Annotated in this window: 20 protein-coding genes; 5 read left to right on the forward strand and 15 right to left on the reverse strand. The window is 67.9% G+C overall.

Annotated features, from left to right (window positions below):
- Nucleotides 1-18 precede the first annotated feature (18 nt).
- The 13 genes from AC5Y4T_RS11370 to AC5Y4T_RS11430 form a co-directional block, all read right to left on the reverse strand.
- On the reverse strand, nt 19-309 hold the full coding sequence (locus AC5Y4T_RS11370) for a WXG100 family type VII secretion target (RefSeq protein WP_067128585.1): 291 nt from the start codon (nt 307-309) through the stop codon (nt 19-21).
- Between the two features lie 32 nt (nt 310-341).
- Nucleotides 342-635, reverse strand: coding sequence for a WXG100 family type VII secretion target (locus AC5Y4T_RS11375; RefSeq protein WP_066860115.1), 294 nt, complete (start codon nt 633-635; stop codon nt 342-344).
- 63 nt (nt 636-698) lie between these two features.
- Nucleotides 699-2,180 (reverse strand): PPE family protein, encoded by a 1,482-nt coding sequence (locus AC5Y4T_RS11380; protein ID WP_499953016.1) that lies wholly within the window; start codon nt 2,178-2,180, stop codon nt 699-701.
- Nucleotides 2,181-2,183: 3 nt separating this feature from the next.
- Nucleotides 2,184-2,492, reverse strand: coding sequence for a PE family protein (locus tag AC5Y4T_RS11385; RefSeq protein WP_499917813.1), 309 nt, complete (start codon nt 2,490-2,492; stop codon nt 2,184-2,186).
- A 39-nt stretch (nt 2,493-2,531) separates the two neighbouring features.
- Nucleotides 2,532-6,500: a type VII secretion protein EccCa gene (gene eccCa / locus AC5Y4T_RS11390; protein WP_499953017.1), complete on the reverse strand. Its 3,969-nt coding sequence runs from the start codon at nt 6,498-6,500 to the stop codon at nt 2,532-2,534.
- The gene (gene eccB / locus AC5Y4T_RS11395) at nt 6,497-8,104 is read right to left on the reverse strand and encodes a type VII secretion protein EccB (RefSeq protein ID WP_499948220.1); all 1,608 of its coding nucleotides are present in this window, start codon (nt 8,102-8,104) and stop codon (nt 6,497-6,499) included. Before eccB ends, eccCa begins: the two co-directional genes overlap by 4 nt.
- Nucleotides 8,101-9,942 carry a type VII secretion system ESX-3 AAA family ATPase EccA3 gene (gene eccA3 / locus AC5Y4T_RS11400; protein WP_499948221.1) on the reverse strand — a complete coding sequence of 614 codons (1,842 nt, stop codon included), beginning with the start codon at nt 9,940-9,942 and terminating at the stop codon, nt 8,101-8,103. Before eccA3 ends, eccB begins: the two co-directional genes overlap by 4 nt.
- A gap of 419 nt (nt 9,943-10,361) precedes the next feature.
- A complete protein-coding gene (locus tag AC5Y4T_RS11405) occupies nt 10,362-11,837 on the reverse strand; it encodes a PPE family protein (RefSeq protein ID WP_499953018.1) in 1,476 nt (491 codons plus the stop codon).
- Between the two features lie 147 nt (nt 11,838-11,984).
- Nucleotides 11,985-12,890, reverse strand: coding sequence for a class I SAM-dependent methyltransferase (locus AC5Y4T_RS11410; RefSeq protein ID WP_499948223.1), 906 nt, complete (start codon nt 12,888-12,890; stop codon nt 11,985-11,987).
- A 142-nt stretch (nt 12,891-13,032) separates the two neighbouring features.
- Nucleotides 13,033-13,770, reverse strand: a complete 738-nt coding sequence (locus AC5Y4T_RS11415; protein WP_499953019.1) for a TIGR03943 family putative permease subunit — start codon at nt 13,768-13,770, stop codon at nt 13,033-13,035.
- The gene (locus tag AC5Y4T_RS11420) at nt 13,770-14,762 is read right to left on the reverse strand and encodes a permease (RefSeq protein ID WP_499953020.1); all 993 of its coding nucleotides are present in this window, start codon (nt 14,760-14,762) and stop codon (nt 13,770-13,772) included. Before AC5Y4T_RS11420 ends, AC5Y4T_RS11415 begins: the two co-directional genes overlap by 1 nt.
- 82 nt (nt 14,763-14,844) lie before the next feature.
- Nucleotides 14,845-16,422, reverse strand: coding sequence for a PPE domain-containing protein (locus AC5Y4T_RS11425; protein WP_499953021.1), 1,578 nt, complete (start codon nt 16,420-16,422; stop codon nt 14,845-14,847).
- Between the two features lie 91 nt (nt 16,423-16,513).
- A complete protein-coding gene (locus AC5Y4T_RS11430; protein ID WP_499953022.1) occupies nt 16,514-17,422 on the reverse strand; it encodes an oxygenase MpaB family protein in 909 nt (302 codons plus the stop codon).
- Nucleotides 17,423-17,511: 89 nt separating this feature from the next.
- On the opposite strand from AC5Y4T_RS11430, the gene AC5Y4T_RS11435 reads away from it, so the two are divergent.
- On the forward strand, nt 17,512-18,159 hold the full coding sequence (locus AC5Y4T_RS11435; RefSeq protein WP_499917803.1) for a TetR/AcrR family transcriptional regulator: 648 nt from the start codon (nt 17,512-17,514) through the stop codon (nt 18,157-18,159).
- A 22-nt stretch (nt 18,160-18,181) separates the two neighbouring features.
- Here AC5Y4T_RS11435 and AC5Y4T_RS11440 read toward each other — a convergent pair whose 3' ends face one another.
- Nucleotides 18,182-18,730, reverse strand: a complete 549-nt coding sequence (locus AC5Y4T_RS11440; protein WP_499953023.1) for a hypothetical protein — start codon at nt 18,728-18,730, stop codon at nt 18,182-18,184.
- A 30-nt stretch (nt 18,731-18,760) separates the two neighbouring features.
- The gene (locus AC5Y4T_RS11445) at nt 18,761-19,342 is read right to left on the reverse strand and encodes a VOC family protein (protein ID WP_499953155.1); all 582 of its coding nucleotides are present in this window, start codon (nt 19,340-19,342) and stop codon (nt 18,761-18,763) included.
- 96 nt (nt 19,343-19,438) lie between these two features.
- On the opposite strand from AC5Y4T_RS11445, the gene AC5Y4T_RS11450 reads away from it, so the two are divergent.
- The 4 genes from AC5Y4T_RS11450 to AC5Y4T_RS11465 all read left to right on the forward strand — a co-directional run bounded on the left by AC5Y4T_RS11450 (nt 19,439) and on the right by AC5Y4T_RS11465 (nt 24,218).
- Entirely contained in the window at nt 19,439-20,074 is a 636-nt protein-coding gene (locus tag AC5Y4T_RS11450) for a TetR/AcrR family transcriptional regulator (protein WP_499953024.1), read from the forward strand.
- Between the two features lie 14 nt (nt 20,075-20,088).
- Nucleotides 20,089-21,219, forward strand: a complete 1,131-nt coding sequence (locus AC5Y4T_RS11455; protein ID WP_499917800.1) for an alpha/beta hydrolase family protein — start codon at nt 20,089-20,091, stop codon at nt 21,217-21,219.
- A gap of 128 nt (nt 21,220-21,347) precedes the next feature.
- A complete protein-coding gene (locus AC5Y4T_RS11460) occupies nt 21,348-23,549 on the forward strand; it encodes an acyl-CoA dehydrogenase family protein (RefSeq protein ID WP_499953025.1) in 2,202 nt (733 codons plus the stop codon).
- Nucleotides 23,550-23,885: 336 nt separating this feature from the next.
- Nucleotides 23,886-24,218, forward strand: a complete 333-nt coding sequence (locus AC5Y4T_RS11465; protein ID WP_499953026.1) for a hypothetical protein — start codon at nt 23,886-23,888, stop codon at nt 24,216-24,218.
- Nucleotides 24,219-24,390: the final 172 nt, after the last annotated feature.

Raw genomic sequence — 24,390 nt, forward strand, 5'->3', positions numbered from 1 at the left:
GGCTCGTTCAGTCACGACCTAACCGCCCCATTTGGCGGCTTCGGCCTGGTCGCGGGCCAGCATGGACATGGTGTTCGCCTCGTGGGTGCTGGCCATTGACTGGTAGGCGCGCACCAGGCTTTCCATCGCCTGGTTCCACTGGGCCTGCCACACCTGGTAGGTCATACCGGTGTCACCCTGCCAGGCGTTCGACAACGTGGCCTGCTCGCTGGCGATATCGGAACCGAGCCCCTGCATGGTGCCGGCGTAGCCCGACATGTCGGCGGCGTGGTTCAACATCGCCGGGTAGTTGTACATGATCTGCGACATGACAAGTCCTTTCGCGGTTGCTAGCGGTGAGATCAGAAGGCGGTGTAGCCGGACGCGGCGGCGGCATCCGCGGCCACGTAGGTCCCGGCTGCGTCTCCGAGGTTGGCCTGGGCGATGTCCAGCAGGGTGTTGACCCGCGCGGCGACCTCGACGAACCGCGCGTGCGCGGCCTGGAAGGCGGCCGAGGATTCGCCCTGGTGGAATGCCTGCGCCGACATCGCTTCCTGCTCGGCCTGGCTGATCGTGCTGCGCAGCAACGCCGCCTTGGCGCTGAAGGCCGATTGAGCGGCTACCAACTGCGGAATGTGAGCGTCCAACATACTCATGTTGAGTCCTTTCTGTTGCTTCCGTTGGGGTTTCGGTAATTCGCCTTCATCTGGCTGACTGCCTTAACCCCCTTTCCCGGGCTCGGTTGGGCTTGCCCCGTTACCGGATTCGTGCTCCCACGTGCCGGGCACCATCGGCATCCGCGGGCCGCCACCGAAATCGTCCTCTGCCAGCTTGGTCAATCCGGCCGCCTGAAAGGCCTTCTGCCGCTGCGTGGTTCCGGCAAACCCGAGCGCCCCAGCACCCTGGGCGGACGCGACGGCGGTGGCCAGCTGCTCCTCGTCACCGAAATTCGGCGGCACACCGAAATCGGAATCCATGTCCGCGTATTCGTCCGCGTGGTCGTGCAGCGCGGCCCGCCGACGGCGCCGCGCCCGGGACTCGGCCCGGCTGGCCGCCGCTGCGCCGGCCGCCGGGATGGTGGCCGCCGGGGCCTTGGCCCCGCCGCGGCCCCCGAGCGTGGGTCCGACGCCGGCGTCGGGGTCGCCGCCCATGGCCACCAGGTAGGCGAAGTTGCTCGCCGCGGCTGCCGGCGCCGGCGCGGCGGGCGCACCGGAGGCTGCCGGAGCCGGCGCGGACGCGGGAGCCGAAGCGGGCGTCGGCGCCGGCGGGGCCATGGCGGCCACCGGCGGCATCGAGGACGTTTGGGACGCGGGAACCGGGACCGGGACCGGGACCACAGCCGGTAGGTCCGGCGCGACCTCGGGATTCAGATAGAAATAGGCGGCAATGCCGATGATCAGCGGGATGAAGAATGGCGCGGTCAACAGCACGGTCCAGAACGTGGTACCGAACGGAATGAAGAACGCCTCGTATGCGATGAAGAACAGCAGTGGGCCGTTGGCCGCCAGGAACGGCGCCAGATTCTGCAACATCTGCTGGAGGTTCTGGAGAAAGTCCTGCAGGAACTTGGACAGCTGCTGGAGGAAATTCTGCAACCAGTCCCCAGGGCCGTTCTGCGCGGCGTTGGCCGCGAGACTGTTCGTCTGGCCGCCGGGATTCACGATCGGCGGCGCCGCCGTCGTGCGCGGCGTCGCGGCCAGGGCCGAGCCCGACACGGCCTGGTAGGTGCCCATGGTGGTGGCCGCCTGCACCCACATCCGTGCGTAGTCGGCCTCGTTGACCGCGATCGGAATCGTGTTGATGCCAAAGAAATTCGTTGCCACCAGCACCCCGTGCACGGTGTGATTGGCGGCCAGTTCGGCCAGCGTCGGCATGGCCGCCAAGGCGGCGGTATACGCCGTCGCCGCGACCTCTTGCTGCGCGGCCGCACCGGCGCTGTCGGCGCTGGCCTGCTGCAGCCACGCCAGGTACGGCAGGTGGGCCGCCACATATTGCTCGGCGCTCGGCCCCTCCCAGGCGCCGGCCTGCGCCTCCCCCAACAGCCCACTGAGTTCGGCCGCCGCCGAGGCGTATTGGGCGCTCAGCGAGGTCCACGCGCCGGCGGCCGCCAACAGCGGCCCCGGCCCCGGACCGGCGCTGAGCAACGCCGAATGCACCTCGGGTGGCGACGCCATCCAGATGGGCGCGATGGGGGCGGTCATTGGTCAGACGCCCGCGATTCCGAACGTCGCAGCGGCCGCGGTGTCGCCCGCGAGGTAGCTTGCGCCCGCTTCACCGACGCCGACGCCGGCCCGGCCGAGCTCTTCGACGCCCTGGGCCGCCATGGCCGAATGCTCCTGGCCCTGAGCGCTGAATCCGACGGCCGTCTGCAGCGACACCGGGTCGACCGCCGGCGGCACCACCGCCGTAATCGCCGGAGCCGCCGCCGCGTGCGCGGCCGCCAGCCGTGCCGTCAGGGCCTCCACCGCGGCGCTGGTCGCGGCCAGACCTTCGGGAACCACTCGCAGGGTCATGGTTACTCCTTCCCTAGTCCTTCTGGACTTGCGTAAACATCAGTGTGCGAATCCTTCGTTGGCGCCCTCGATCACGGACTCCCCGACCAACGGGTTGACCAGCTGCACGTATGTCGGAGCATCGCTGTCGCCCAACAGGATCGCCCGCCCGGCGGGCAGCCGGCCGAATCGCTGACCGCGGATCTTGCCGCTGTCCTGCGGATTGCCCGCCAGCATCAACGTGGTCGCCTGCAGGTCGTTGAACCGGCGCAGCAGCGGGTTGGTCATCAAGGCGTGCCCCGAACCGGTGGCACGTGCGGTGACGATCACCCGTAGCCCCAGATCGGCCGCCTGCGAAAGCAATCCGATCAGCGGCGTCCAGGGCCGCTGCCCGACGTAGGGACCGCTCATCGCCGGCGAATCGGGTATCTGGTCGACGTCGTCGATGATCAGATAGTGGGTGTGGCCGGCGTAGCGCCAGTGGGCCAGCTCTGAAGGCGGCAGGCCGGCCGGCGGCCGCCGCGATTCGATGATGTTGGCCAGGCCCAGCATCGCCGGGGTGATCCGGTCGATGTTGGCGGTGTACTCGTTGTCGGCGAACAGCGGCTCGTCGACGAGGTGCAGCCGACGATCCAGCACCGTGAAGGCCACCTGATCGGGCGTGGAGTGCTCGCGCACGGTGCGAATGAGATGGCGCAGCAGCGTGGTCTTCCCGGACTTGCTGTCGCCGAACACCATCAGCAGCGGGTTCTCGGCGAAGTTGAGCACCACCGGCGCGAGATCTTCTTCGCGCTGGCCGATGACGACCTGCTCCGGCCCCCGATACAACGACCCGACAGACTCCGGCGCGAGGTTGGTCGGCAGCAACCGCACCGGCGGTGCCGTCAGGCCCGAGTAGCGCGCATTGAGCTCGGCCACCTGTTCCAGCTCGGGAGCGGCGAACAGGAAATGTTCTGCGGCCATGGTCAATCCGCGGCCAGGCTGATCGTGCGGCACCGCCTCGGCGGGCCGACGCAGGGCGCCGACCACCCGCACGTTGCTGTCCCGCGGGTCGTGCAGCTTGAGCTCGAGCCGCAGTCCGAGGCCGTCGCGCATGGCCAGCGGCACCTCCAGCCAGCTGGGCGTGGTGACGACGACGTGGATGCCGTAGGCGAGGCCGATGTTGACCAGCTCACTGACCCTGGCCAGCAACGGGTTTCGGGTATTGAACTGGTCGGTGTTGTCCCGACCGAACGCGTAGAGGTTGTCGATGACCAGGAACACCTCGCCGAACCCGTCGTCGGGGACGCCACCGCGGGAATCCCGGAACGCCTCTCGCCGCTGCCGGGCCAGCAGCAGCTGCTCGAGCTCGCCAAAGGTGCGCCGGATACGTTCGGGTTCCAGCGCCGAGGCCACGCTGCCCACGTGCGCCAAATCTTCGAGCGCCCGCAGCTTGCCGCCGCCGTAATCCAAGCAGTAGAAGGTGGCCTCGCGCGGCGAGTGCAGGTTGGCCGCGGACAGGATGAACGTCTGCAGCGCGGTCGACTTGCCCGATTTCGGGCCACCGTGGATGACCATGTTCCCGGCCGACGAGGCGGCGTCGAACACCAGCGGGTCGCGGCGCATCTCGAACGGCTTGTCGATCTCGCCGAGCGGCCACTGCCACTGCCGGGGCGGCACGCCGGCGCGGGCCAGCATGGCGGTCAACGGGATCGGCTCGTCCAGCGGCGGCAGCCACAGCTGCGGCGCCCGCGGGCCGTAACCCGCCAGCTGATCGCCGATGGTGGCAATCAGCTTGCGGGGCGGCCCGGTCAGTTCGTCTTCCTCCGGGGCGGTGATCACGGTGTCCTGATCCGGTTCGACTCGCCCGGCTGTAAACAGCTTCGGCTCCGGGATAGACGGCACCACAAAGGATTTGGCCTTGACCGGCGGGTCGTAGATGCCGTCCACATAGGTGCTGCGGAACTTGATCGGCGTCGCACCCGGGGCGGGCACCAAGAAGCCCACGCCCTTGTGCTCCTTGCCGGACTCGATGTGGTAGGCGTCCTCGACACCGATGATCTGGCGAGAAACGCTGGGACTGGCCACCTTCAAACCGATGCGGTAGGAGGTGTTCTTGTCGATGTCCTTGATCTTGCCGACGTCCAGCGTCTGTGACGCGAACAGGATGTGGATGCGGAACGAGCGACCTTTACGCGCAACGTAATCGAACAGCTCCGCGTATTCCGGGTGGTCGGCCAGCATCAGCGTGAACTCGTCGGCGACCACGAACAGCGTCGGGATCGGCGGCAGGTCGTGTCCGGCAGCGATCGCGGCCTCGTACTCCACCACCGAGTTGAACGCGCTGCCCTGCACCTGACGGCCGGCCTCACGCAACAACGTCTCCCGGCGGGCCACCTCGCCGCGCAGCGTGTCGGCGAACCGGTCGGCCAGCGACTTCTTCTCGGCCATGTTGGAGATGACGGCGACGACTTGCGGGAAGTTACGGAAGCTGTCGGCCCCGGCCTCACCCTTGAAGTCCGCATAGATGACGATCAACCGATCCGCCGAATGAGTCGTCAACAGCGACAACAGGATCGACATCAGGGTCTGGGACTTGCCCGACCCGGTCATACCGATCATCAGCCCGTGCGGCCCCATCCCGCCCTCGGCTTCGTCCTTGAGGTCGAACATCAACGGCTCACCGGTCGCGGTGACCCCGATCGGAACGCGCAACTCGTCCTCGCGCCGGCGCGGCGCCCACAGCGTGGGCACGTCGAGCTGGGACGCGTCCGAGATGCCCAGCATCGTGGTGAACGTGGCACCGCGGGTGGCCGCCGAGCGCAGCCCGGTGTGGGTGGGATTGGAGTCCCAGCGCGACAACTGGCGCGCCAGGTGCGCGGCCTCGTCGGTACCCAATTCGTCGGCATTGTCGATGTACGGCTGCCAACCGCCGGTCTGCCAGCGTTCGATGGCGCCGCTTGCGACGCGCAGGATCGGCTTCTCCGGATCCGAATACTGGTCACGGTTCGGCGCCGTTGCGCTGCGGTGCACGACGGTGACACCGGCCCGGCCCAGCGCGAGCGTCGACGCGTTCAGGTCGTAGTCGGGGTCGTCGACGACGATCAGCAGATGGCGGAGCGCGGCGGCGGCCTCGCCGGTGAAGGCCGGACGGTCGAGGAAGGCCGAACCGAGGCTCGCCACCAAGTCGTCAACGTTGGTGAACATGAAGCGGGCCGGTCCGACCCCGTCGAGCTGACCGGGAATGTCGATGTGCGGCAACCACTTCAGCCACGACCAGTCCGGGTCCTCCAGGTTCGGGGTGACCAGCGCGACCCCGAGCACGGTCGGGTCATGCCAGGTCACCGCCTGGGCGATCCAGGCGCGCAACGCCGCGCGCGCCTCGTCTTCCGCGCCGACCAGGGTGATCCGGGAAACCTTGGCCAGGTCGATTCCGGTCGGCACGTCGCGCACGGTGCGATGGGTGTCGAGCAGGCTGCGTAATGCGCTGTGCGACACGGGCTCCAGGTCGATTTCGTCCGCGGTGTCGTTGACCCGCAAGGCGGTGGCCAGCGGCACGTGATGGCGGCCGGCCCGCAGCACCAGGAAGTCGGGATCGTGCGGATCACGCTCCCATTGGCGGCGGGATCCCGGCACCGCCGCCAACGCGGTCGGCTCCGGGTGGGACCACTGCGCGGCGGCGCGCTGCGCGGTGGCCTGGGTGCGGATGTTGTCCCGCACCACCGAGAGGTAGCGCAGGTAGTCGGCGCGTTCCGCGTCGACCTCCTCGGTACGCGTCTTGTTGTCATTGCCGCGATACATCGCGGTCGCGGCGAGCAACAGCACGAACGGGAAGAACAACGTCTGCGGCGAGATCAGCCGCATCCCGGTGGCGAACAGGGCGACGACCATGCCGACGATCAGGATCACCAGCACATAGGGCATCGCCCGCCGCAGGAACGACGGCGGAATCACCCGGGGCAGCTCGGGCGGCGCCTCGATGGCGATGGTGCCCTTGCGGGTCACCGGCGGCGCCAGCCGGCGGCGCGCTTCGAAGATCAGTCGGCTCATCGGGTGGCTCCCTCGGCAGAGGCCACGCGGCCGGGCCTTTGATCGGGCGTCAGCCCGTCATGTGCCAGCAGCGCGTCGGCGCGCGAAAGTGTCGGACCATTGGCGAACAGCGACAGCACCGACCACGGCGCGGGGACCGGCGACCCGTTAAGGCCCAGCGCCTCAACCGTTTTGCCGTGCCCGGCGGCCGAATGCTCGGCCTCGTTGTCGATGCCGTAGCGGACGCCGGTGTCGGAGACCCAGAACAATGAGCCGGTGCCCGGTGAGTCCGGGCCGCCGCCGACGGTCTGGGTGAAGTAGCCGGTGCCGGGCGCCAGGGCGACCCGGGTGGCGGTTGTCGGCGCGCCGCCGCTCACCAGGTCGACGGTGCGGATCGATTCGGCGATCGGCAGTGCGGAGCCCGACATCAGGTTCAGCGAGCTGGTCGCGGCCCCGGCCGGCTTGCTCCAATAGGCGCAGCTGACAGGGGATTTGGCCGCATCGACGACGCTGATCTGCTGATCGGGGTACCGTGCGGTGTCCACCATCCGCGACACCGGGAGCTTGGCCACCGCGTCGGCACCCAGCCGCGGCGGCTGGTCCAGCCCATAGGAATTGGTGTTGCGCAGGATCGCGGCGAGCACCGGCGAGATCTGCTGTAAACCGTCGGGCATGACCGCGTAGTAGCGCGGTGCGCCCGAAGAACTCTGGTCCAGGGCGTAGGAGACCACCACAGCGCCGATCGGCGCGGGCACGCTGAATGGCGCCGGGGCGCCGGCGTTCGGGATGACCGGCGCGGTCAGCGGCGGCCCCTCGGGTATCGCGTTGAACAGGCCCAGCGCGATGGGCCGCGGCGCGGGCACCTCGGAGTTGTTCTGCCCCAAGCCGAGTGCGTTCGTGATGGCGTGGTCGGTCAGGTTGATCTGCGAACGCCTGCCATCCCACAACAACCAGGTGCCGCCGTCCCTGTCCACGAGGATCGCCTGCCGCGACGGGAGCGTCGCCGCGCGCGCACCGCTGCTGTCCGGCCGGCCCGCGATCACCGTGACGCCGGTGCTGTGGGCTGCATGCCCACCCTGGGCCGGCTCGCTGACCGAGTCGCACACCGTCCAGTTCGCGTCGTGCGAGGGGTTTTGCACCATGCGTTCCGGCGCCCCCGGGATGCCGATCAGGTTGCCGCGCGGAAAGCGGTCCAGTTCACTGCTTTTCACCATGGTGGGATCGACCGCGTGGCCGGTGATCAGCCGGGCGGAGGTCAAGTTGAGCACCGGATGCAGGTCCTCGCCGACGCGGACGTACAGAGCGGCCGTCGACCGGTCGGCCAGTATGGCGTTGGTGCCCACCGTGCCGCTCGGCCGGATCAGGGAGAACACGAAGCAACCCGCCAAGCCGGTGATGAGAAGGACCGCCCCCATGGCCACCGCGCGCGACTGCGTGCGCAGCGGGTCGACCAGCATCCTGGTGTCGTGCAGGGCGATACCGGAGGCGATTCGGCGCATCACGAACCGCCAGCCGGTGACCTGGTGGCGCGTGACGAAACCGCGGCGATACTCGACCTGGTCGGGGTTGTCGTTGACCGGCGTGCGAGAGGTGAACGAACGGCGCTCGTCGGACTCGTTGCTCATGCCGGCACCGACAGTCCCAGGCCGCGCAGCAGCGGCTCTACCGACCGTTCGACGTCGTCGTCGGTGATCGTCATCAACTCCTCGTCACTGAATTCGCCGGTGCCGGCGTGTTCCGAATGGTCGAGCCGGAACTCGCGTTCTTCCTCGGAGCGCTCGACGATGTTTCGGACGAATCGACCGTTGCCGGCGATGTCCAGGTTGCGCCGCGAGATTCCGTTCGCGTCCGGAGTCGACTCGGATGCCAGCTTGCTGAACAACGCCTCCATGTGTTGCAGGGCGGATTGTTCGAAGATGCTGTCGCGCTGCTCGGCCATGGTGTTGGCGATCTCGACCAGCTCCGACGGTGCGTAGGAAGGGAAGTCGATGTTGCGGGTGAATCGAGAACGCAAGCCCTCGTTGGTATCCAGGAACTTATCCAGGTCGGCCCGGTACCCCGCGATGATGACCACCAGCCGGTCGCGGTCGTTCTCCATCCGCGCCAGCAGCGTGTCGATGGCCACCAGCCCGAAGTCGTTCTTGGCGCCCGTGGCGACAAGTGCGTAAGCCTCGTCGAGGAACAGCACGCCGTCAAGCGCGCTGTCGATGATCGCGTTCGTCTTGGCCTCGGTCTCACCGATGTGCTGGCCGATGAGGTCGGCGCGGTGCACCTCGCGGATGTTTTCCCGCTTCAAAAGCCCCAGGCCGCAATAGATCTTGGCAACCACGCGGGCGATGGTGGTCTTACCGGTCCCGGGCGGACCGGCGAACACCAGGTGGTGGGCGCGCTGCGCGACCGCGAGGCCACGCTGCTTGCGGACCAGTTCCATGGCGACCGAACTCTTCAGCCGCGATACCTGGTTCTTGACCTCGTCGAGCCCGATGAATTCGGCGAGTTGGCGCTCCGCCTCGTGCAGCAGCACGGCTTTGCGTTCATGCGCGGCGGGGTCGACGAAATCCTCGGCGCTGGGCTCGGTTTCGGGGTCCCACGGATCGGTACGGGCCTCGATCCGGGCCGCCGTGGTGGTCACGATCCCGAAACTGGTGTCGGTCAAAGCCTGTTCGACTTGCTCGTTTTCGGGATGGGCGGCGTACAGGTCCTGCAGGACCTCGCTCGCCGAGTCCTCGTCCACGTGCGCGCGCAGCACCAGCGCCTTGGCCAGCGCGCCGTCGACGGCGGCCACCGCGACGGGGCCCTCGGGCTCCTCCAGATAGGACAGCGACGGGGCGAACATGCCGAGCCGGGCCAGCGCGGTGCCCAGGGCGATCTTGGCGGCGTGCGCGTACGCCTCGTCCAGATCCGCGTCGTTGACGATCGGGGTCAGCAGCTTGACGACGTCCGACCAGCGCTCGGCCCGGTAGTTGATGACGACGGACACCCAGCGGGCCTCACGCCAGTTCGGGCGGCCGGCAGTCAGGCCGGCGACGATTTCGTGGGCTTCAGCAAATCGTCCGGCCGTTGCCAGCGCGGCCGCGTAGGCGAGGTGGAAGTCGTCGGGCGCGATGGCGCGAAACTGCAAATACAGTCCGGTGTCGTAGCGGAAGCCCAGCGAGCCGGGCGCCAGATCGACCTGGCGCTGCAGCGTGCCCGCGGTCGCAACGTTGCGCGAGACCGCCTCGAGCACCCGCAGGGACACATCGCCGGCGGCCGCCAGGCCCGCCCACGCGTCGCACTGGTCGTGGGCGACGCGGGTCAGCGCGGTGAAGCCGGAGCGCGCGGCGGCCAGATCGGCGGGGCGCTGACGCTGGTATACGACGATGCCCAGCGCGCGACAGCACGTGGCGAACCGGCTGACGACGTCCTCGTCAACCCGCGAATTGACAGGCTGAGCTGTGAGCATGCCGGTGTCACCGCGCTCCACGGCCGCGTCTTTTCATGTATGTAGTCTCCCCTAACCTAACCCGCCTGAAGTTAGCATTGCATAAGCTAACTGTCGAGACGCTTGGGTCTGTCCGGCTCACCACTGCACTGTCCTTGTTTTACCGCTGTTGAGGTTGCTTTGACCCTGAGTTCTCCGCATTTTCGGCATACTCACAGCCACACGTCGGGCGCTCTCACAGCAAGGCCCTACCTTAATGAAAATCATTTTCATTATCAACTCGGCGTGCGAGCCTCGGGGCCACCCGTTACCGCCGAGCGGATCAGGGACGACACCGTCCGCACCGGCGCGGTCATGACAACGACTCCTTGACGATCGGGTGAACTCGGCTACCGCCACGACCGGTAGCCGCGGAACGATCACGCAGCCAGTAGTCGGCTGGCCGGGCGGAAAAGTTCCCCTTAATCGGTGTCCCAACTGCCCGGCAACATCGGCGCCGCTGGCCCGCTTCCGAACTCGTCACCCGCTAGCGTCGTCAGCCCCGCCGCCTCGGCGCTCCCCACCGGCGCCGTTCCGGCAAAGCCCAGCGACCCCGCGCCGCGATCCGATGCCACCGGCAGGCCAGGATCGGGTACCGGCCCGTCATCCGGTTCCAGGTCCACGTACTCGTAGCCGCGATAGTGGTCTCGCATCGTCGCGCGACGGCGCCGCCGCGCCCGCTGCCTTTCGGACACCGATGCCGCCGCCGGCGCGGCGGCCGCGGCGGAACGCGGCTCGGATGACTTGCGCTGCGCGCCGCTGCCCATGCCGGAATCGGTGCCGATGCCGGGTCCACCGACCAGATAGGGGAAGGCGAGTGCCTCGCCGCCGGTCACCGGCGGCGGCGGTGCCGCGGTAACCGGGGCCGAGGTCGGCGTGGGCGCCGGAGCGGGGGCGGAGACCGGGGACGACGCCGGCGCGGCGACGGGAGCCGCGCTCACCACCGGGGCGCTGCTGACGGCCGGCGCGCTGGGCGCCTGCGGTATGGCTGCGGGCACGGCGGCTGGTTCCGGAATCGGGTCCGCGGCAGGCTGGATCCCGGCCAGCAGGGTCAGACCGGCTACGCCTCCCCCAAATCCCGCGGGCACGATCAATGGAATGGCCGCAAGCTGCGGGAAGGTCTGAAGGGCCTCCCCGAGGTGGGTGAACTCGTCGGCGATCAGTCCCGCCGGCCCGAAGATGTCCTCGAGCAGATCCTCGATTGCGTCGGCCGGATCCTCGGGAAATTCCGCCAGATCTTTTCCTATCGTCTGGAAGATCTCGAGGAAGCGGTTCACCCACCAGCTCAGCTGGGTCGGGTCACCGCCGTCGTTGTCGACGATGCCCGTATCGTCGTCGTCTTCGCCGCTGCTGTCGCTGGCGTTCATGATGGGGGGCGCCGGATCGGTCGGCGGCGCGGACGCTACCGCCGCGGTCGAGACCGCCTGATAGGTCGTCATCGTGGTGGCCGCCTGGACCCACATCCGGGCGTAATCCGCCTCATTGAGGGCGATCGGAATCGTGTTGATGCCAAAGAAATTCGTCGCCACCAACACGCCGTGGACGGTGTGGTTGGCGGCCAGCTCCGGCAGCGTGGGCATGGCGGCCAGCGCTGCGGTGTAGGCCGTGGCCGCGGTCTCGTGCCGGGTCGCGGCCACCGCGCTGTTTGCGCTCGCCCGCATCAACCACGCGAGATAGGGCAGGTGGGCGGCCGCGTACCGTTCGGCGGTGGGGCCCTCCCACGCCCCGGCCTGCGCTGCGGCGAGGGTCGCTGAGAGCTCGTCGGCCGCCGACGCGTAAGTAGCGCTCAGCGAGCTCCAGGCGGCCGCGGCGGCCAGCAGGCCGGCCGGTCCGGGACCGCTACTCAGCAGCGTGGAATGGACTTCCGGTGGCAACGCCATCCATACGGGTGCGGTCATCCTCCGGACTCCTTGCCGGCTGAAACCGATGCCGCCCGGGCTGTTGGACGGCGCACCGATCAGCCCGTCATTAGTCGGAGGGCGGCGCGCAAAAGTTCCGGCGCGAGGTCAACTCATCGAAAACTCATGAAGAGGCGACCGCGGGAGTCAGGCCTTCACGGCGCTCACCAGGGTGTTGCGCGCGATCATCGGGCCGGCCTCGGTTTCGGGTCCAGGCACCGGGCGGCCGACCCGCCGAAGGTAGTCGGCCAACGGAGTGCCGACCGCATTCCAGCCGTGGTTGCCGAACCAGTCGGTAGCCGGCGCATGCCGCTCGTTGTAGACCAGCTGGAAGAACACGCGCCCGTCGCCCTGCGCGGTGGCCGCGCGTTCTTCGGCCACCGCGGCTTCGAAGTCCTCGGGCTCCATCGGGGCGCCGTCCTCGACGGCGACGTGGCTGCCGTGGCCGGCCAGGCCGTCGATACCGGTGAACAGCTGCTCTTCGGCCGCTGCCGGAAGGTAGATCAACAAGCCCTCGGCAATCCATGCCGACGGTTTAGCGGGGTCAAAGCCGCTGTCGCGCAACGCTTGCGGCCAGTCGTCGCGCAGGTCGATGGCGATCTCGCGACGCTCGGCGCGCGGCTGGGCGCCGGCGCCGGTGAGCACGTCTCGCTTGAAGTCCAGCACTTGCGGCTGGTCGAGCTCGAAGATCGTCGTCGCGGCCGGCCAGTCCAGCCGGTAGGCGCGCGAGTCCAGGCCCGCCGCCAAGACGACCACCTGACGCACGCCCGCGTCCGCGGCACGACGGAAATATTCGTCGAAGAACTTGGTGCGGGCGCCCTGGAAGTTGACGAAGTTCTCGCCGAAGTCGGCGGTCTTCAGCTGGTGGTCGGGCTCCTTGCCGTCGAGGACGTCCGCCCACGAACCGCCGACTGCGCGGCAGAAGACCTCCGCGTACGGATCCACGGCCAACGGGTCGGCCTTTTGCGCCTCCAACGCCCGCGCCGTTGCCACGAACAACGCGGTCGACCCCACGCTCGTGGTGATGTCCCAGGTATCGCCTTCGCTACGCACGAAGACCACACTACGCCCCGCGACCGACAAACCCTTTCCGGTGGCGCGCAACGGTAATGGCGCTCGTCGTTACCTGCGGCCGCAGCGGCTGCCGTCGGCCCCACCCCCGCGGGGACAGCCGTGAGCCGATGCAACTGATCGCTCAATGCGGGTAGGCATAGGGGTTGGGCGGGGCGTCGATGCGGGTGACCGAAGTGGCCTGCAGTATCGGAATCGCCGGCGAATTCGGTTGTCGCGGAGCGGGTATGACCTGCCCTTGGACCCGAAGCCAGGTGTTGTCCGGCAGGCCGGCCGCGGCGCCGGCGGCCGGTCCGCGCAGGTGAATGCGCGCCAGCTGAGCGTCGGCCGCACAGCAGATGATGACGATGCGACCGAGGTCGACGCCCTGGGCCTCGTTCAATACGAAGCCGGTCATGGTGATCGACCGGTTCGTCAACGATCCGGTCGAGTCGTGCGCTTCGCGCATCAGCACCTCGGGGAGCGAGACCTCTGGAGAAGGCCCGGGCGGCAGCGGCGGAAATGCCCTATTCAGAACATCATTGGATACCGATGTCACGGATGGGGCGGCGGCCGAGGGCCGAAGCGCCGGTGGCGCCACGAACATCAGCACCAGGACGGCGACCACCAGCATCCAGGCGATGCCGGTCCGATGGGAATGCTCGTGGCCCTGATCACCGGTTGCGTCACCGACTCGCGGCCCGCCGCGACGAATGTCACCGATGATCGCGATCAGCGCCAGACCGATGAGTACCACCGCTGATCCGATCAACCATGGCAACAGCCCGGGTTTGACGTAGCGGGTGAACACGCCGGACACGGTGATCATGGCGATGCTGATGCCCACCAGGAGCAGCACGGTGTTCTCGGCTTCGCGGCTCATCACCGGGCGCCCAGGACGAAAAGCCCGATCGCGCAGGCGCTTGCGGTGGCCACCAGGAAAGTGCACGGCGCAAAGCGCGCGGCGAACGCGCGGCCGAACATGCCCGCCTGCATGGCGAACAATTTGACATCGACGGCCGGCCCGACGACCAGAAACACGAGCCGGGGCACCAGCGGCACCATCGTCATGCTGGCGGCCACGAACGCGTCGGCCTCCGAACACAACGCGAGCACCACCGCCAGGGCTGCCATCGACGCGACGCCCAGCACCAGGTCAGTCGCCAGATGCGTGAACACCCACTGCGGCATCGCGACGTGAAGCAACGACGCTGCGGCAGCGCCGAGCACCAAATACGATGCGGCCTGCAGAAAGTCGTGACGGGCCGCCTCGACGAAGGCCACCCACCGCGGTTCGGTCCGGATTCCCCCGGCGGGCAACCGGCGGGTGATCCATTCCGCGCGGCCCCACCGCGACCACGCCCAGCCCATGACGACCGCGGTCAGCAGCGACGCCCCCATGCGGGCGAAGACCATGCGGGGTTCGCCCGGGAACGCCACCGCCGTGGCGACCAGGACGACCGGGTTGATCGCCGGCGCGGCCAGCATGAACGTCAACGCCGCGGCTCCGGTTGCCCCGCCTTCGCCGAACAACCTGCGCGCCAACGGAACTGACCCGCATTCACACCCCGGTAGCGCGACACCACCGAGGCCGGCCGCCACCACCGCCAACGCCGGCCGGCGTGGCAACCAGCTCGCCAGCCCCGGCGGCGACACAAACACCGCGATCAATCCGCTGACCACGACCCCGAGCACCAAAAAGGGAATCGCCTGCACGAAGACTCCGCAGAACACGGTGCCCACCGTCGAGAGCGCCGCGCTGTTGAACACCGCGTTGCGCAGGGTCGTGGCGGCCAACGCGCAGGCCAACAGAAGGGCGACCAGCACTTCCATCGACCCGACGCGTAACCGGCGCCCGGACTTCAGCGTCTCCACCGGGTCATTATCTCAGCGCGCACCAACAAGGGGTTTCGGGACGATTCGCCAGGCCGCGATGGTCGACCCGTCGTCACGGGCGCTACTCGTTCCCTTCATCGCTGCGCGGCGCCCGGTCGCCGGCGCACTCGCTGCTCCAGGTGCCCGGCATCATCGGCAGCGTCGGGCCGCCGCCGTATTCGTCACCGGCCAGTGTGGTCAATCCGGCGGCCGCGGCCATGTCCCGGCGGGCGGTCCCGGCGAACCCCAGTGTGCCGGCGCCCCTGCCGGACGCCAGTGACGCGCCCCAGTCGGGGTCGACATCGACGTTCATATCCATGAACTCGTGCCCGCCCTGTGTCGCGCGCCGACGCCGGCGCGCCCGGGCGGATTGCCGCGCGGCCGCGGCCGCCGCCGCTGCGGCGCTATCCGGTTCGGGTGCTTTCCTTTTCGCGCTTGTGCCGGCGCTCGCGCTCATGCCCGAGCCCGTTCCCATCCCCGGGGGGCCGATGACGTAGGGCGGAAAGAACCCCGCTCCGGGTGTGACCGGGGCCGGCGCTGCCGGTGGCGCACTGGCCACGGTGTTTGCGGTAGGGGTGGGCGCGGGCGCCGGGGCCGAGGCAGGTGCCGCAGCGGTCGCAACGGGGCTCGGGGCCATTGCGACGGCGGGCAGGGCGGGGGGCGCCGGGGGTGGGATCGGCATGGGCGCCGGGACGACCGCCGGTTGGGGTATGGCCGCCAAGCCGGCCAAGCCGGCGAACCCGCCGACGGCGCCGAAGGGAGCGGCCGCGAGCAGCAGGGCGGGGGCCAGCAACTCCGGCATGCTGGTGAAGATCTCGAGGATGTGCGTCGGCCAGTCGAACAGCGCCAGCTGAACCAGATACTGGAAGGCCAAGGCGGGATTGTGCACCAGGTAGTAACCAAACTGCTCGAAATCCTCCAGCAGTTCCAGGGCGCGCACCACCCAGAAGATGGGGTCCGCGGCGTTGGTATAGGCGTCGTAGTCCAGCCCGTTCACCGTGCCCTCGGCGGGGTCCCAGTCGATCCCGAAGTTTTTCAGGATCTTCGCGATGAAGTCGTTGAGCGGATTGTCGATCTTGGGATCGTGAAACGGGCTCCCCGAATCATCGCTCGAGGCATCGGATTTCACGATCGGTGGGGCCGGATCGGGTTGCGGTGTCGACGCGACGGCCGCGGTGCTCACCGCTTGATAGGTGGACATGGTGGTGGCCGCCTGGGTCCACATTCGCGCATAGTCGGCCTCGTTGACGGCGATGGGTATTGTGTTGACGCCGAAGAAGTTCGTCGCCAGCAGGACTCCGTGCACAACGTGGTTGGTGGCCAGTTCCGCCAGCGTGGGCATGGCCGTCAGGGCTGCCGCGTAGGCCGCAGCGGCCACCTCGTGCTGACCGGCGGCCGTGGCGCTGTCGGCGCTCGATTTCGCCAACCAGGCCAGGTACGGCGCGTGCGCGGCAACATAGGACTCGCTCGTGGGCCCCTGCCATGCGCCGGTCTGCACCCCCGCCAGTAATGTGCTCAATTCGTTTGCGGCAGAGGCGTATTCGGCGCTCAGTTTCGACCATGCACTGGCCGCGGCCAGCAATGGCCCGGGTCCGGGGCCGCTGCTGAGCAGCGCGGAATGCAGTTCGGGCGGCGAGGCCATCCAAATTGGCGCCGTCATAGGCACTCCTCAGGCTGGAAGGGTTACCAGGGTGAGGAGCTTAATGAATATGATTATCGTTTTCAAGCAGCCGGGCCTGCCGGCTTGCGCGTCACACGAGCGGGCGGCCCTTCTTGATCCTGCGGTCCAGGTCGTGCAGCAAGACGTTGAACGGGAACTGCCGGATGAACCGCGGTAGATACCGGTTCACCGCGGCCAGTACGGCGATCAACCTGTCGAAGCGGCGTTGCTTGGTTGCGTCCCAGGGCAGCCGCATCTCGTCACGAAACCGCTGCGGCAAGAAGCCCGTGGTGATCAGCAGCGCGAAGCTGTCGGAGCGGCGCTGCAGCCCACGGGGCAGTCGAACGCCCCGAATCCGGTTGGCGGCAATGGGAAACAGGTATTCACGCACGGCGTCGTCAATGTGCACCTTGGCCAGCGACTCTTCCCAATAACGGTCGAACGCCGCACGGTCGGCGGGCCACATCTCCGGCGGCACCTGCAAAGTGGTGGCCAGTGTCATGCCCTCGCGGTAGTGACGGTCGGCCTCCTCGCCCTCGAGTTCACCGATGAACATGCGGTAGATGTCGACGCCGCCCTTGTACAGGCAGGCCCCCACCCATAGCTGCAACGCGGGATCGAAGGCGTTGTAGGACACCGGGCTTGCCGCGGTGGAGTACACCTGCGCATGGGCGCGGTTCACCGCCCGGCGGAACGCGTCCTTCTGGGCATCGGTGCCATTGGTCGCCACGGCCAGGTAGGTGAAGGTCGTGCGGGCGCGTTTGATGGGGTGCAGGTCGACCCGACCACTTTCGACGCGGCTCTCCATTACGCCGTATCCGACGCCGGGTTGCGCCAATTGCATGATCACGTTCGCCGGGCCGGCCAGCAGTGCGACTCCCATCAAGCCCTCGTCGATACCCAGCAGTCGTCCCCGCCTGCGCCGCCGGGCGCGGGGCGGGTCGGTGACTCTGCGCTCGACGTGCCCAACCGGTTGGTGCACCGGCTCGTGAATTGCCATGGTCAGGTCCTCCCGCAGCGCGTCGCTAATGTGCGAACGCTTGTTTCCTGATATTGTCGCGGCCGGGCGTAAGTGTCAAGATGGTTTCCATGAGCGAGAGCGTGCGGCCGTATCGCGGGGTCGAGGCCGCTGAGCGCCTGGCCACCCGCCGCAACCGGCTGCTCGCCGCGGGCCTGGACCTGCTCGGGGCGGAGCGGCAGAACATCTCGGCGGTCACCGTCCGCGGCGTGTGCCGCAGCGCCGGTCTGGCCGCCAGGTACTTCTATGAGAGCTTCGCCGACAAGGACGAGTTCGTCGCCCGCGTCTTCGACTGGGTTGTCGCCGAGTTGGCCGCCACCACTCAGGCGGCGGTCGCCGCGGTGCCGGCCGATGAGCAAACCCGCGCCGGCATGGCGAACATCGTGCGCACCATCACCGAAGACTCGCGCGTGGGGCGGCTGCTGTTCAGCACGCAGCTGGCCGATCCGGTGGTCGTGCGCAAACGCGCGGAGTCCAGCGCGCTGTTCGCCATGCTGTCCGGTCAACACGTCGGCCAGGCGCTGCAAGTTCCGGCGAACGAACGCATCAAAGCCGCAGCGCATTTCGTGGTCGGCGGCGTGGGACAAACCATCAGCGCCTGGCTGGCAGGTGACGTCCAACTGGAGCCGGACCAGCTCGTCGATCAGCTGGCGGCGCTGCTCGACGAGCTCGCCGAGCCAAACCTGTACCGCCTCATCGAAACACGTGCGGACGCATAGAGCTCGCCGCCAAGTCACCGGATCACGGGAACAGCGGTAAATCCCAGAGCCGCATGCCGGGATGCAGCAGCCACAACCGCATCATGGTGAGCCGCATGATGCGCACCGCGCTGGTGATCAAGAAGATCGCCAGCGGCACCTCGATCAGCACCGCCGTGATCACCGACAGCCAGATGTCCTTGGGCCCAGCGGTCATCAGGTCGAACCAGGCGTCGCAGATCAGCAGGACCCCCGTCGTGAATGCGGCGAGCACCAGCAGCTGACGGCGCAGGTACCCGAGCGCCGCCGTGGTCAACATGAACCCGACCAGCAGCACGTCGAAACCGATCCAGGTGATGGGCCAGTTGTGCGCGACGTAGTTCTCGGGCAGCGCCACCGACAGATAACCCAGCCACGGCACCATCGCCATGGAGCCACCGATCATCAGGCTCAACCGGATGCGCCGCACCCGCGCCAGGAAGTCCGGGTCGATCACGTCACCGAGCGGCTGCTCCAGCCTGGTGATCAGGTCCCGGCGCTGCTGGGGCGTGAGCGCCGCGATCTGCGCGTCGGTCAGAATGCCGTCGGTCATCAAAACACCCTCCGGCTCGGCCCGGTCGGATCAGTGCGCCGCACCCACCGGGGGCCGGCGCTCGGCCGCGGTTCTAGGCACCGCCTTGGCGTCGTCGCTGGCGAATTCCTTTACCCAGCAGGCAAATTCGAGGGTAATGCCGTCCGGGTCCTGGAAGTAGAACGAGCGCACGTAGACGCCGGGATGGACGGTCGCGGACACCTGCATGGGGCTCTCGTCGTGGTTGAGCACGGGCCCGACCCGCACCCCTTTGTCCTTGAGGAGCTGACGGTAGGCGTCGAACTTCTCGGGTGGCACGTGGAAGGCCAAGTGGTTCATGGTGCTGACGGCGCTGGTGATATCGCCGATGCCCGGGATGGCGCCCGGCGACGAGATGCCAGGCACCCGGTCGGGGGCGTCGGCGAACCAGAAGAATGCGACGCAGTCGCCGTTGCCGGCGTCGAAGAAGAAGTGCTGACCCGCCCCGCCCGGTAGGTCCAGCGATTTGATCAGCGGCATGCCGAGGATATTGCTGTAGAAGTCCACCGTTTTCGCCATGTCCGAACACACCAGAGCGACATGGTTGATCCCGCCGAGTTCGAATTCCGTGTTGGTGTAATGCGGCTTGATCATCTGGTGGCTCCCCTCGGTCCCCGGCTTGACGATCCTGGCCAAGATCCAAATCTGAATCTAACATCAGTTTCAGTTTTAGCCCAGGGAGGTGCGCAGGTGTCGACCGCGGCGTCCACCGCCGGCCGGGGCGGCCGGCCCGCCGAGCTTCCCACCGTTCGGGGCAGGCGCACGCGTGCGGCCATCGATACGGCCGCCCGGGCCGTCATCGCGCGCAAGGGCGTCCTGGCCACCACCATCGCCGACATCGCCGCCGAGGCCGGCCGGTCGGCGGCGTCGTTCTACAACTACTACGACTCCAAAGAGGCGATGGTGCGCCAGTGGGCGCTGCGCTTCCGGGACGAGGCCAACGAGCGCGCGCTCTCGGTGACCGGGCATGGTTTGTCCGATCGGGAGCGCGCGCACGCCGCCGCTTCGGCGCACTGGCACACCTACCGCAATCGGCTCGCCGAGGTGATCAGCGTGTCGCAGCTGGCGATGGTCAACGACGACTTCGCCCGATACTGGGCCGAAATCTGTGAAATACCAATATCATTCATAGCCGATTCGGTCCGACGCGCCCAGGCTCAGGGCTATTGCCTCGACGACGATCCGCGGCTGCTCGCCGAGGCCATCGTGGCGATGTTCAACCAGTTCTGCTACCTGCAGCTCGGTGGGACCCGCGCGGCGGAACCCGATGATCGGGCCTGCATCCAAACCCTGGCCAACATCTACTACCGAGCCATCTATGCGTGAGGGGGACCGCTGAATTGACTCGTCGCACCGGTGCCGGAGTGATCCGCGAATTCGTCGGGCTGCCGTCCCCCACCGCGGGGCGCGCGGGCGCGGGCGGGCACCCGTGCCAGGGTCTGTATCACCGGGGGGTCGGACGCAAACCCAAAGTGGCGATGATCGCCACGCACTACCAGATCGACTTCTCCGAGCACTACCTCGCCGACTACATGGCCACTCGCGGCGTCGGGTTTCTGGGCTGGAACACCAGGTTCCGCGGCTTCGAAAGCAGCTTTCTGCTCGACCACGCCCTGGTCGACATCGGCGTCGGCGTGCGCTGGCTGCGTGACGTTCAGGGCGTGGATACCGTTGTGCTGTTGGGAAATTCGGGCGGCGGCTCGCTGATGGCCGCGTACCAGTCACAGGCCGTCGAACCGAACGTCACCCCGCTGGACGGAATGCGTCCGGCGGCCGGGCTGACCGAATTGCCGCCCGCCGACGGCTACGTGGCCACCGCCGCCCATCCCGGGCGTCCCGAGGTGCTCACCGCCTGGATGGACGCCGCCGTCGTCGACGAGAACGACCCCGTCGCCACCGACGCCGACCTCGACCTGTTCAACGAGCGCAACGGCCCGCCCTACTCGCCGGAGTTTCTCGCCCGCTACCGCACCGCGCAGGCCGCGCGCAATCACGCGATCACCGACTGGGCCGAAACGGAGCTCAAACGTGTTCGCGCGGCGGGGTTTTCCGATCGCCCCTTTTCCGTGATGCGGACCTGGGCCGATCCCCGCATGGTCGACGCCGGCATCGAGCCCACCAAACGGCAACCCAACATGTGCTACGCGGGCGTCCCGGCCAAGGCCAACCGCTCGGCGCAAGGGATCGCGGCGGCCTGCACGCTGCGCAACTGGCTGGGCATGTGGAGCCTGCGGGTGGCGCAAACCCGCGCCGAACCGCACCTTGCCCGAATCACCTGTCCCGCCTTGGTGATCAACGCCGAAGCCGACACCGGAGTGTTTCCCTCCGACGCCCGGCGCATTTTCGACGCACTCGCCGGCACCGACAAATCGCAGGCGTCGGTGGACACCGACCACTACTTCACCACCCCGGGCGCACGCAGCGAGCAAGCCGACACCATCGCGCAATGGATCAGCAAGCGATGGCGCTGACACGTCTCGACCATGTCGCCGGCGCCTGCGCGAAAGACGCCCTGGCCCATCTCGTCAACCAACCGACTGGTTGTTAGCTTGGAAGGTACGTGGCCGACGCGGCCTCCTGCAGCAACGGAAGGCGACCAATGCCGATCGCGATAAATCCCGAGCATCAAGACCTGGCCGATTCCGTGCGATCACTGGTGACGCGCGTCGCGCCGTCGGAGACGTTGCACGCGGCCATGGAGACGCCCCTCGAGAACCCCCCGCCGTACTGGCAGGCCGCCGCCGACCAGGGCTTGCAGGGCGTTCATCTCGCCGAATCCGTCGGCGGGCAGGGCTTTGGCATCCTCGAGTTGGCCATCGTGCTGGCCGAATTCGGTTACGGGGCGGTGCCGGGCCCGTTCGTGCCGTCGGCGATCGCCAGTGCCCTGATCTCCGCGCACGACCCGGACGCGAAGGTGCTCTCCGAGCTGGCATCGGGCGCCGAAATCGCCGCCTACGGCCTGAATTGCTGCGCGCTGACCGCCACCCGGCACGGTGACTCACTGGTGATCCGCGGCGAGGTCCGTGCCGTCCCCGCCGCGGCGCAGGCCTCGCTGCTCGTGCTGCCCGTTGCGATCGACAGCGGCGAGGCGTGGGTGGTGCTGCGCGCCGACCAGCTCGAGATCGAGCCGGTGAAAAGCCTGGACCCGCTGCGCCCCATCGCCGATGTGCGAGCCAACGCCGTCGAGGTCGCTGACGACGTCGTGCTGACCAACCTGAGCATGGCGACCGCGCACGCGCTGATGACCACGCTGCTGTCCGCGGAGGCCATCGGCGTGGCCCGCTGGGCGACCGACACTGCGTCCCACTACGCCAAGATTCGCGAACAGTTCGGCCGCCCGATCGGTCAGTTCCAGGCGATCAAGCACAAATGCGCCGAGATGATCGCCGACACCGAGCGGGCCACCGCGGCCGTGTGGGATGCCGCCCGCGCTATCGACGAGGCCCGCGAAAACGGTTGGGACACAGCGGGTTCGCACGTCGACTTCGCCGCCGCGGTGGCGGCGACGCTGGCGCCCGCGGCCGCCCAGCGGTGCGCCCAGGACTGCATTCAGGTGCACGGCGGGATCGGCTTCACCTGGGAACACGACACGAACGTCTACTACCGCCGGGCGCTGATGCTGGCGGCCTCCTTCGGCCGCAGTTCGGACTACCCACAGAAAGTCGTCGACACCGCGACCACCACCGGCATGCGTCCGGTGGACATCGACCTCGACCCCGACACCGAGAAATTGCGGGCGGAGATCCGGGCCGAGGTCGCCGCGCTCAAGGAGATCGAGCGGGAGCAGCGCAAGGTCGCGCTCGCCGAGGGCGGCTGGGTGCTGCCCTATCTCCCGAAGCCGTGGGGCCGCGCCGCCAGCCCGGTGGAGCAGATCATCATCGCCCAGGAGTTCACCGCCGGGCGGGTGAAGCGACCGCAGGTCGGCATCGCCGCGTGGATCATTCCGTCGATCGTCGCGTTCGGGACCGACGAGCAAAAGCAACGGTTCCTGCCGCCGACCTTCCGCGGCGAGATGATCTGGTGCCAGCTGTTTTCCGAACCCGGCGCCGGGTCGGATCTGGCCGGCCTGTCCACCAAGGCCACCCGGACCGACGGCGGCTGGCGTATCACCGGTCAGAAGATCTGGACCACCGCCGCGCAGTACTCGCAGTGGGGTGCGCTGCTGGCCAGGACGGACCCGAGTGCCCCGAAACACAATGGCATCACGTACTTCCTGCTGGACATGAAAAGTGAAGGCGTGACGGTCACGCCGCTACGCGAGCTCACCGGCAACGCGATGTTCAACACCGTCTACATCGACGACGTGTTCGTGCCCGACGAGTGCGTGCTCGGCGAGGTCGACCGGGGCTGGGAGGTCAGCCGCAACACGCTGACCGCGGAGCGGGTGTCGATCGGCAGCAGCGACGCGAACTTCCTGGCCACCCTGCCCCAGTTCGTCGAGTTCGTTCGCGACGGCCACTTCGACCAGATCGCCCAGCATCGGGCGGGCCAATTGATTGCCGAGGGCCATGCGGCCAAGGTGCTCAACCTGCGTTCGACGCTGTTGACGCTGGCCGGTGGGGACGCCATGCCGTCGGCGGCGATCTCCAAGCTGCTGTCCATGCGTACCGGCCAGGGTTACGCCGAGTTCGCGGTCTCGTCGTTCGGCACCGATGCCGCGATCGGCGACCCCGGCCAGCTACCCGGCAAATGGGGCGAATACCTGTTGGCCAGCCGCGCCACCACCATTTACGGCGGCACCTCCGAGGTACAGCTGAACATCATCGCCGAACGGCTGCTTGGCCTGCCCCGGGACCCGTAAAACGTCGCACAAAGCCCCAAAACAGGGCCATGCCGACCTGACTAGGTCAGGCCGGCATGGTTCCCCGGACGCGGTCGGCCATCCCGAGGGTTGGCGTGTCGGCGAGGGCCGTTACCGCGCGGAGATGGTGGTTACCACCACCAGTTCCACCAGTGCTGGGGGCCCCAGTAGCCACCGCCACAGCTCCAGTTGCCGTGCCCCCCATTGCCATTTCCCCGACCATCATGGCCGCCCCATCCGCGACCGCCGGGGCGATCGGGGATGAAGCCCGGTCCGCTGTGCGGCCCAGCACTGGCGAAGCTCGTGGTGGGTGCGGACGCCGGGCCGGCCTGAGCCGTGGGCGCGCCGCAAAAAAGCAGCGCGCCGGCCACAGCTCCGGCACCTATGGCACCTGCGGCCGCGCCGCGCAATGATCGCCGGGAGATCATCGAAGTCATTCCTTCCAACCACTCGCTATCGCTGGTTAAAACGTTAGTTGCGCGTTTTCCGGCAAACAAGGGAGATTTGTCTTTTTTGACTGTGAATTGGATAACAATCGCGCAACAGCCCTCGATATTCGGCAATATGATTTACGCATTCGTGCAATTTAACTTGTCCTCGAATACTGACGCCTTTCTGGCATCAAAAACTCGATTTACGCAGCGTACAAAAGGTTTACTGAGGTACTGATCTGCGGACTACGCGTTCACTGATGTCAGGCTTTCCGTGTCAACGGATGCGTGGATTCGGCGGTATTTCGAAAAATAGCCAACCGTGTCATTGGCCGCGCCGATTTAATGGTTGCCGAGCAAACAGCTACTTTCGTAATGTGCGGTGCTGAGGTGCCGTCGCGCACGCAGCT

Source organism: Mycobacterium sp. NGS11, from assembly GCF_059813315.1.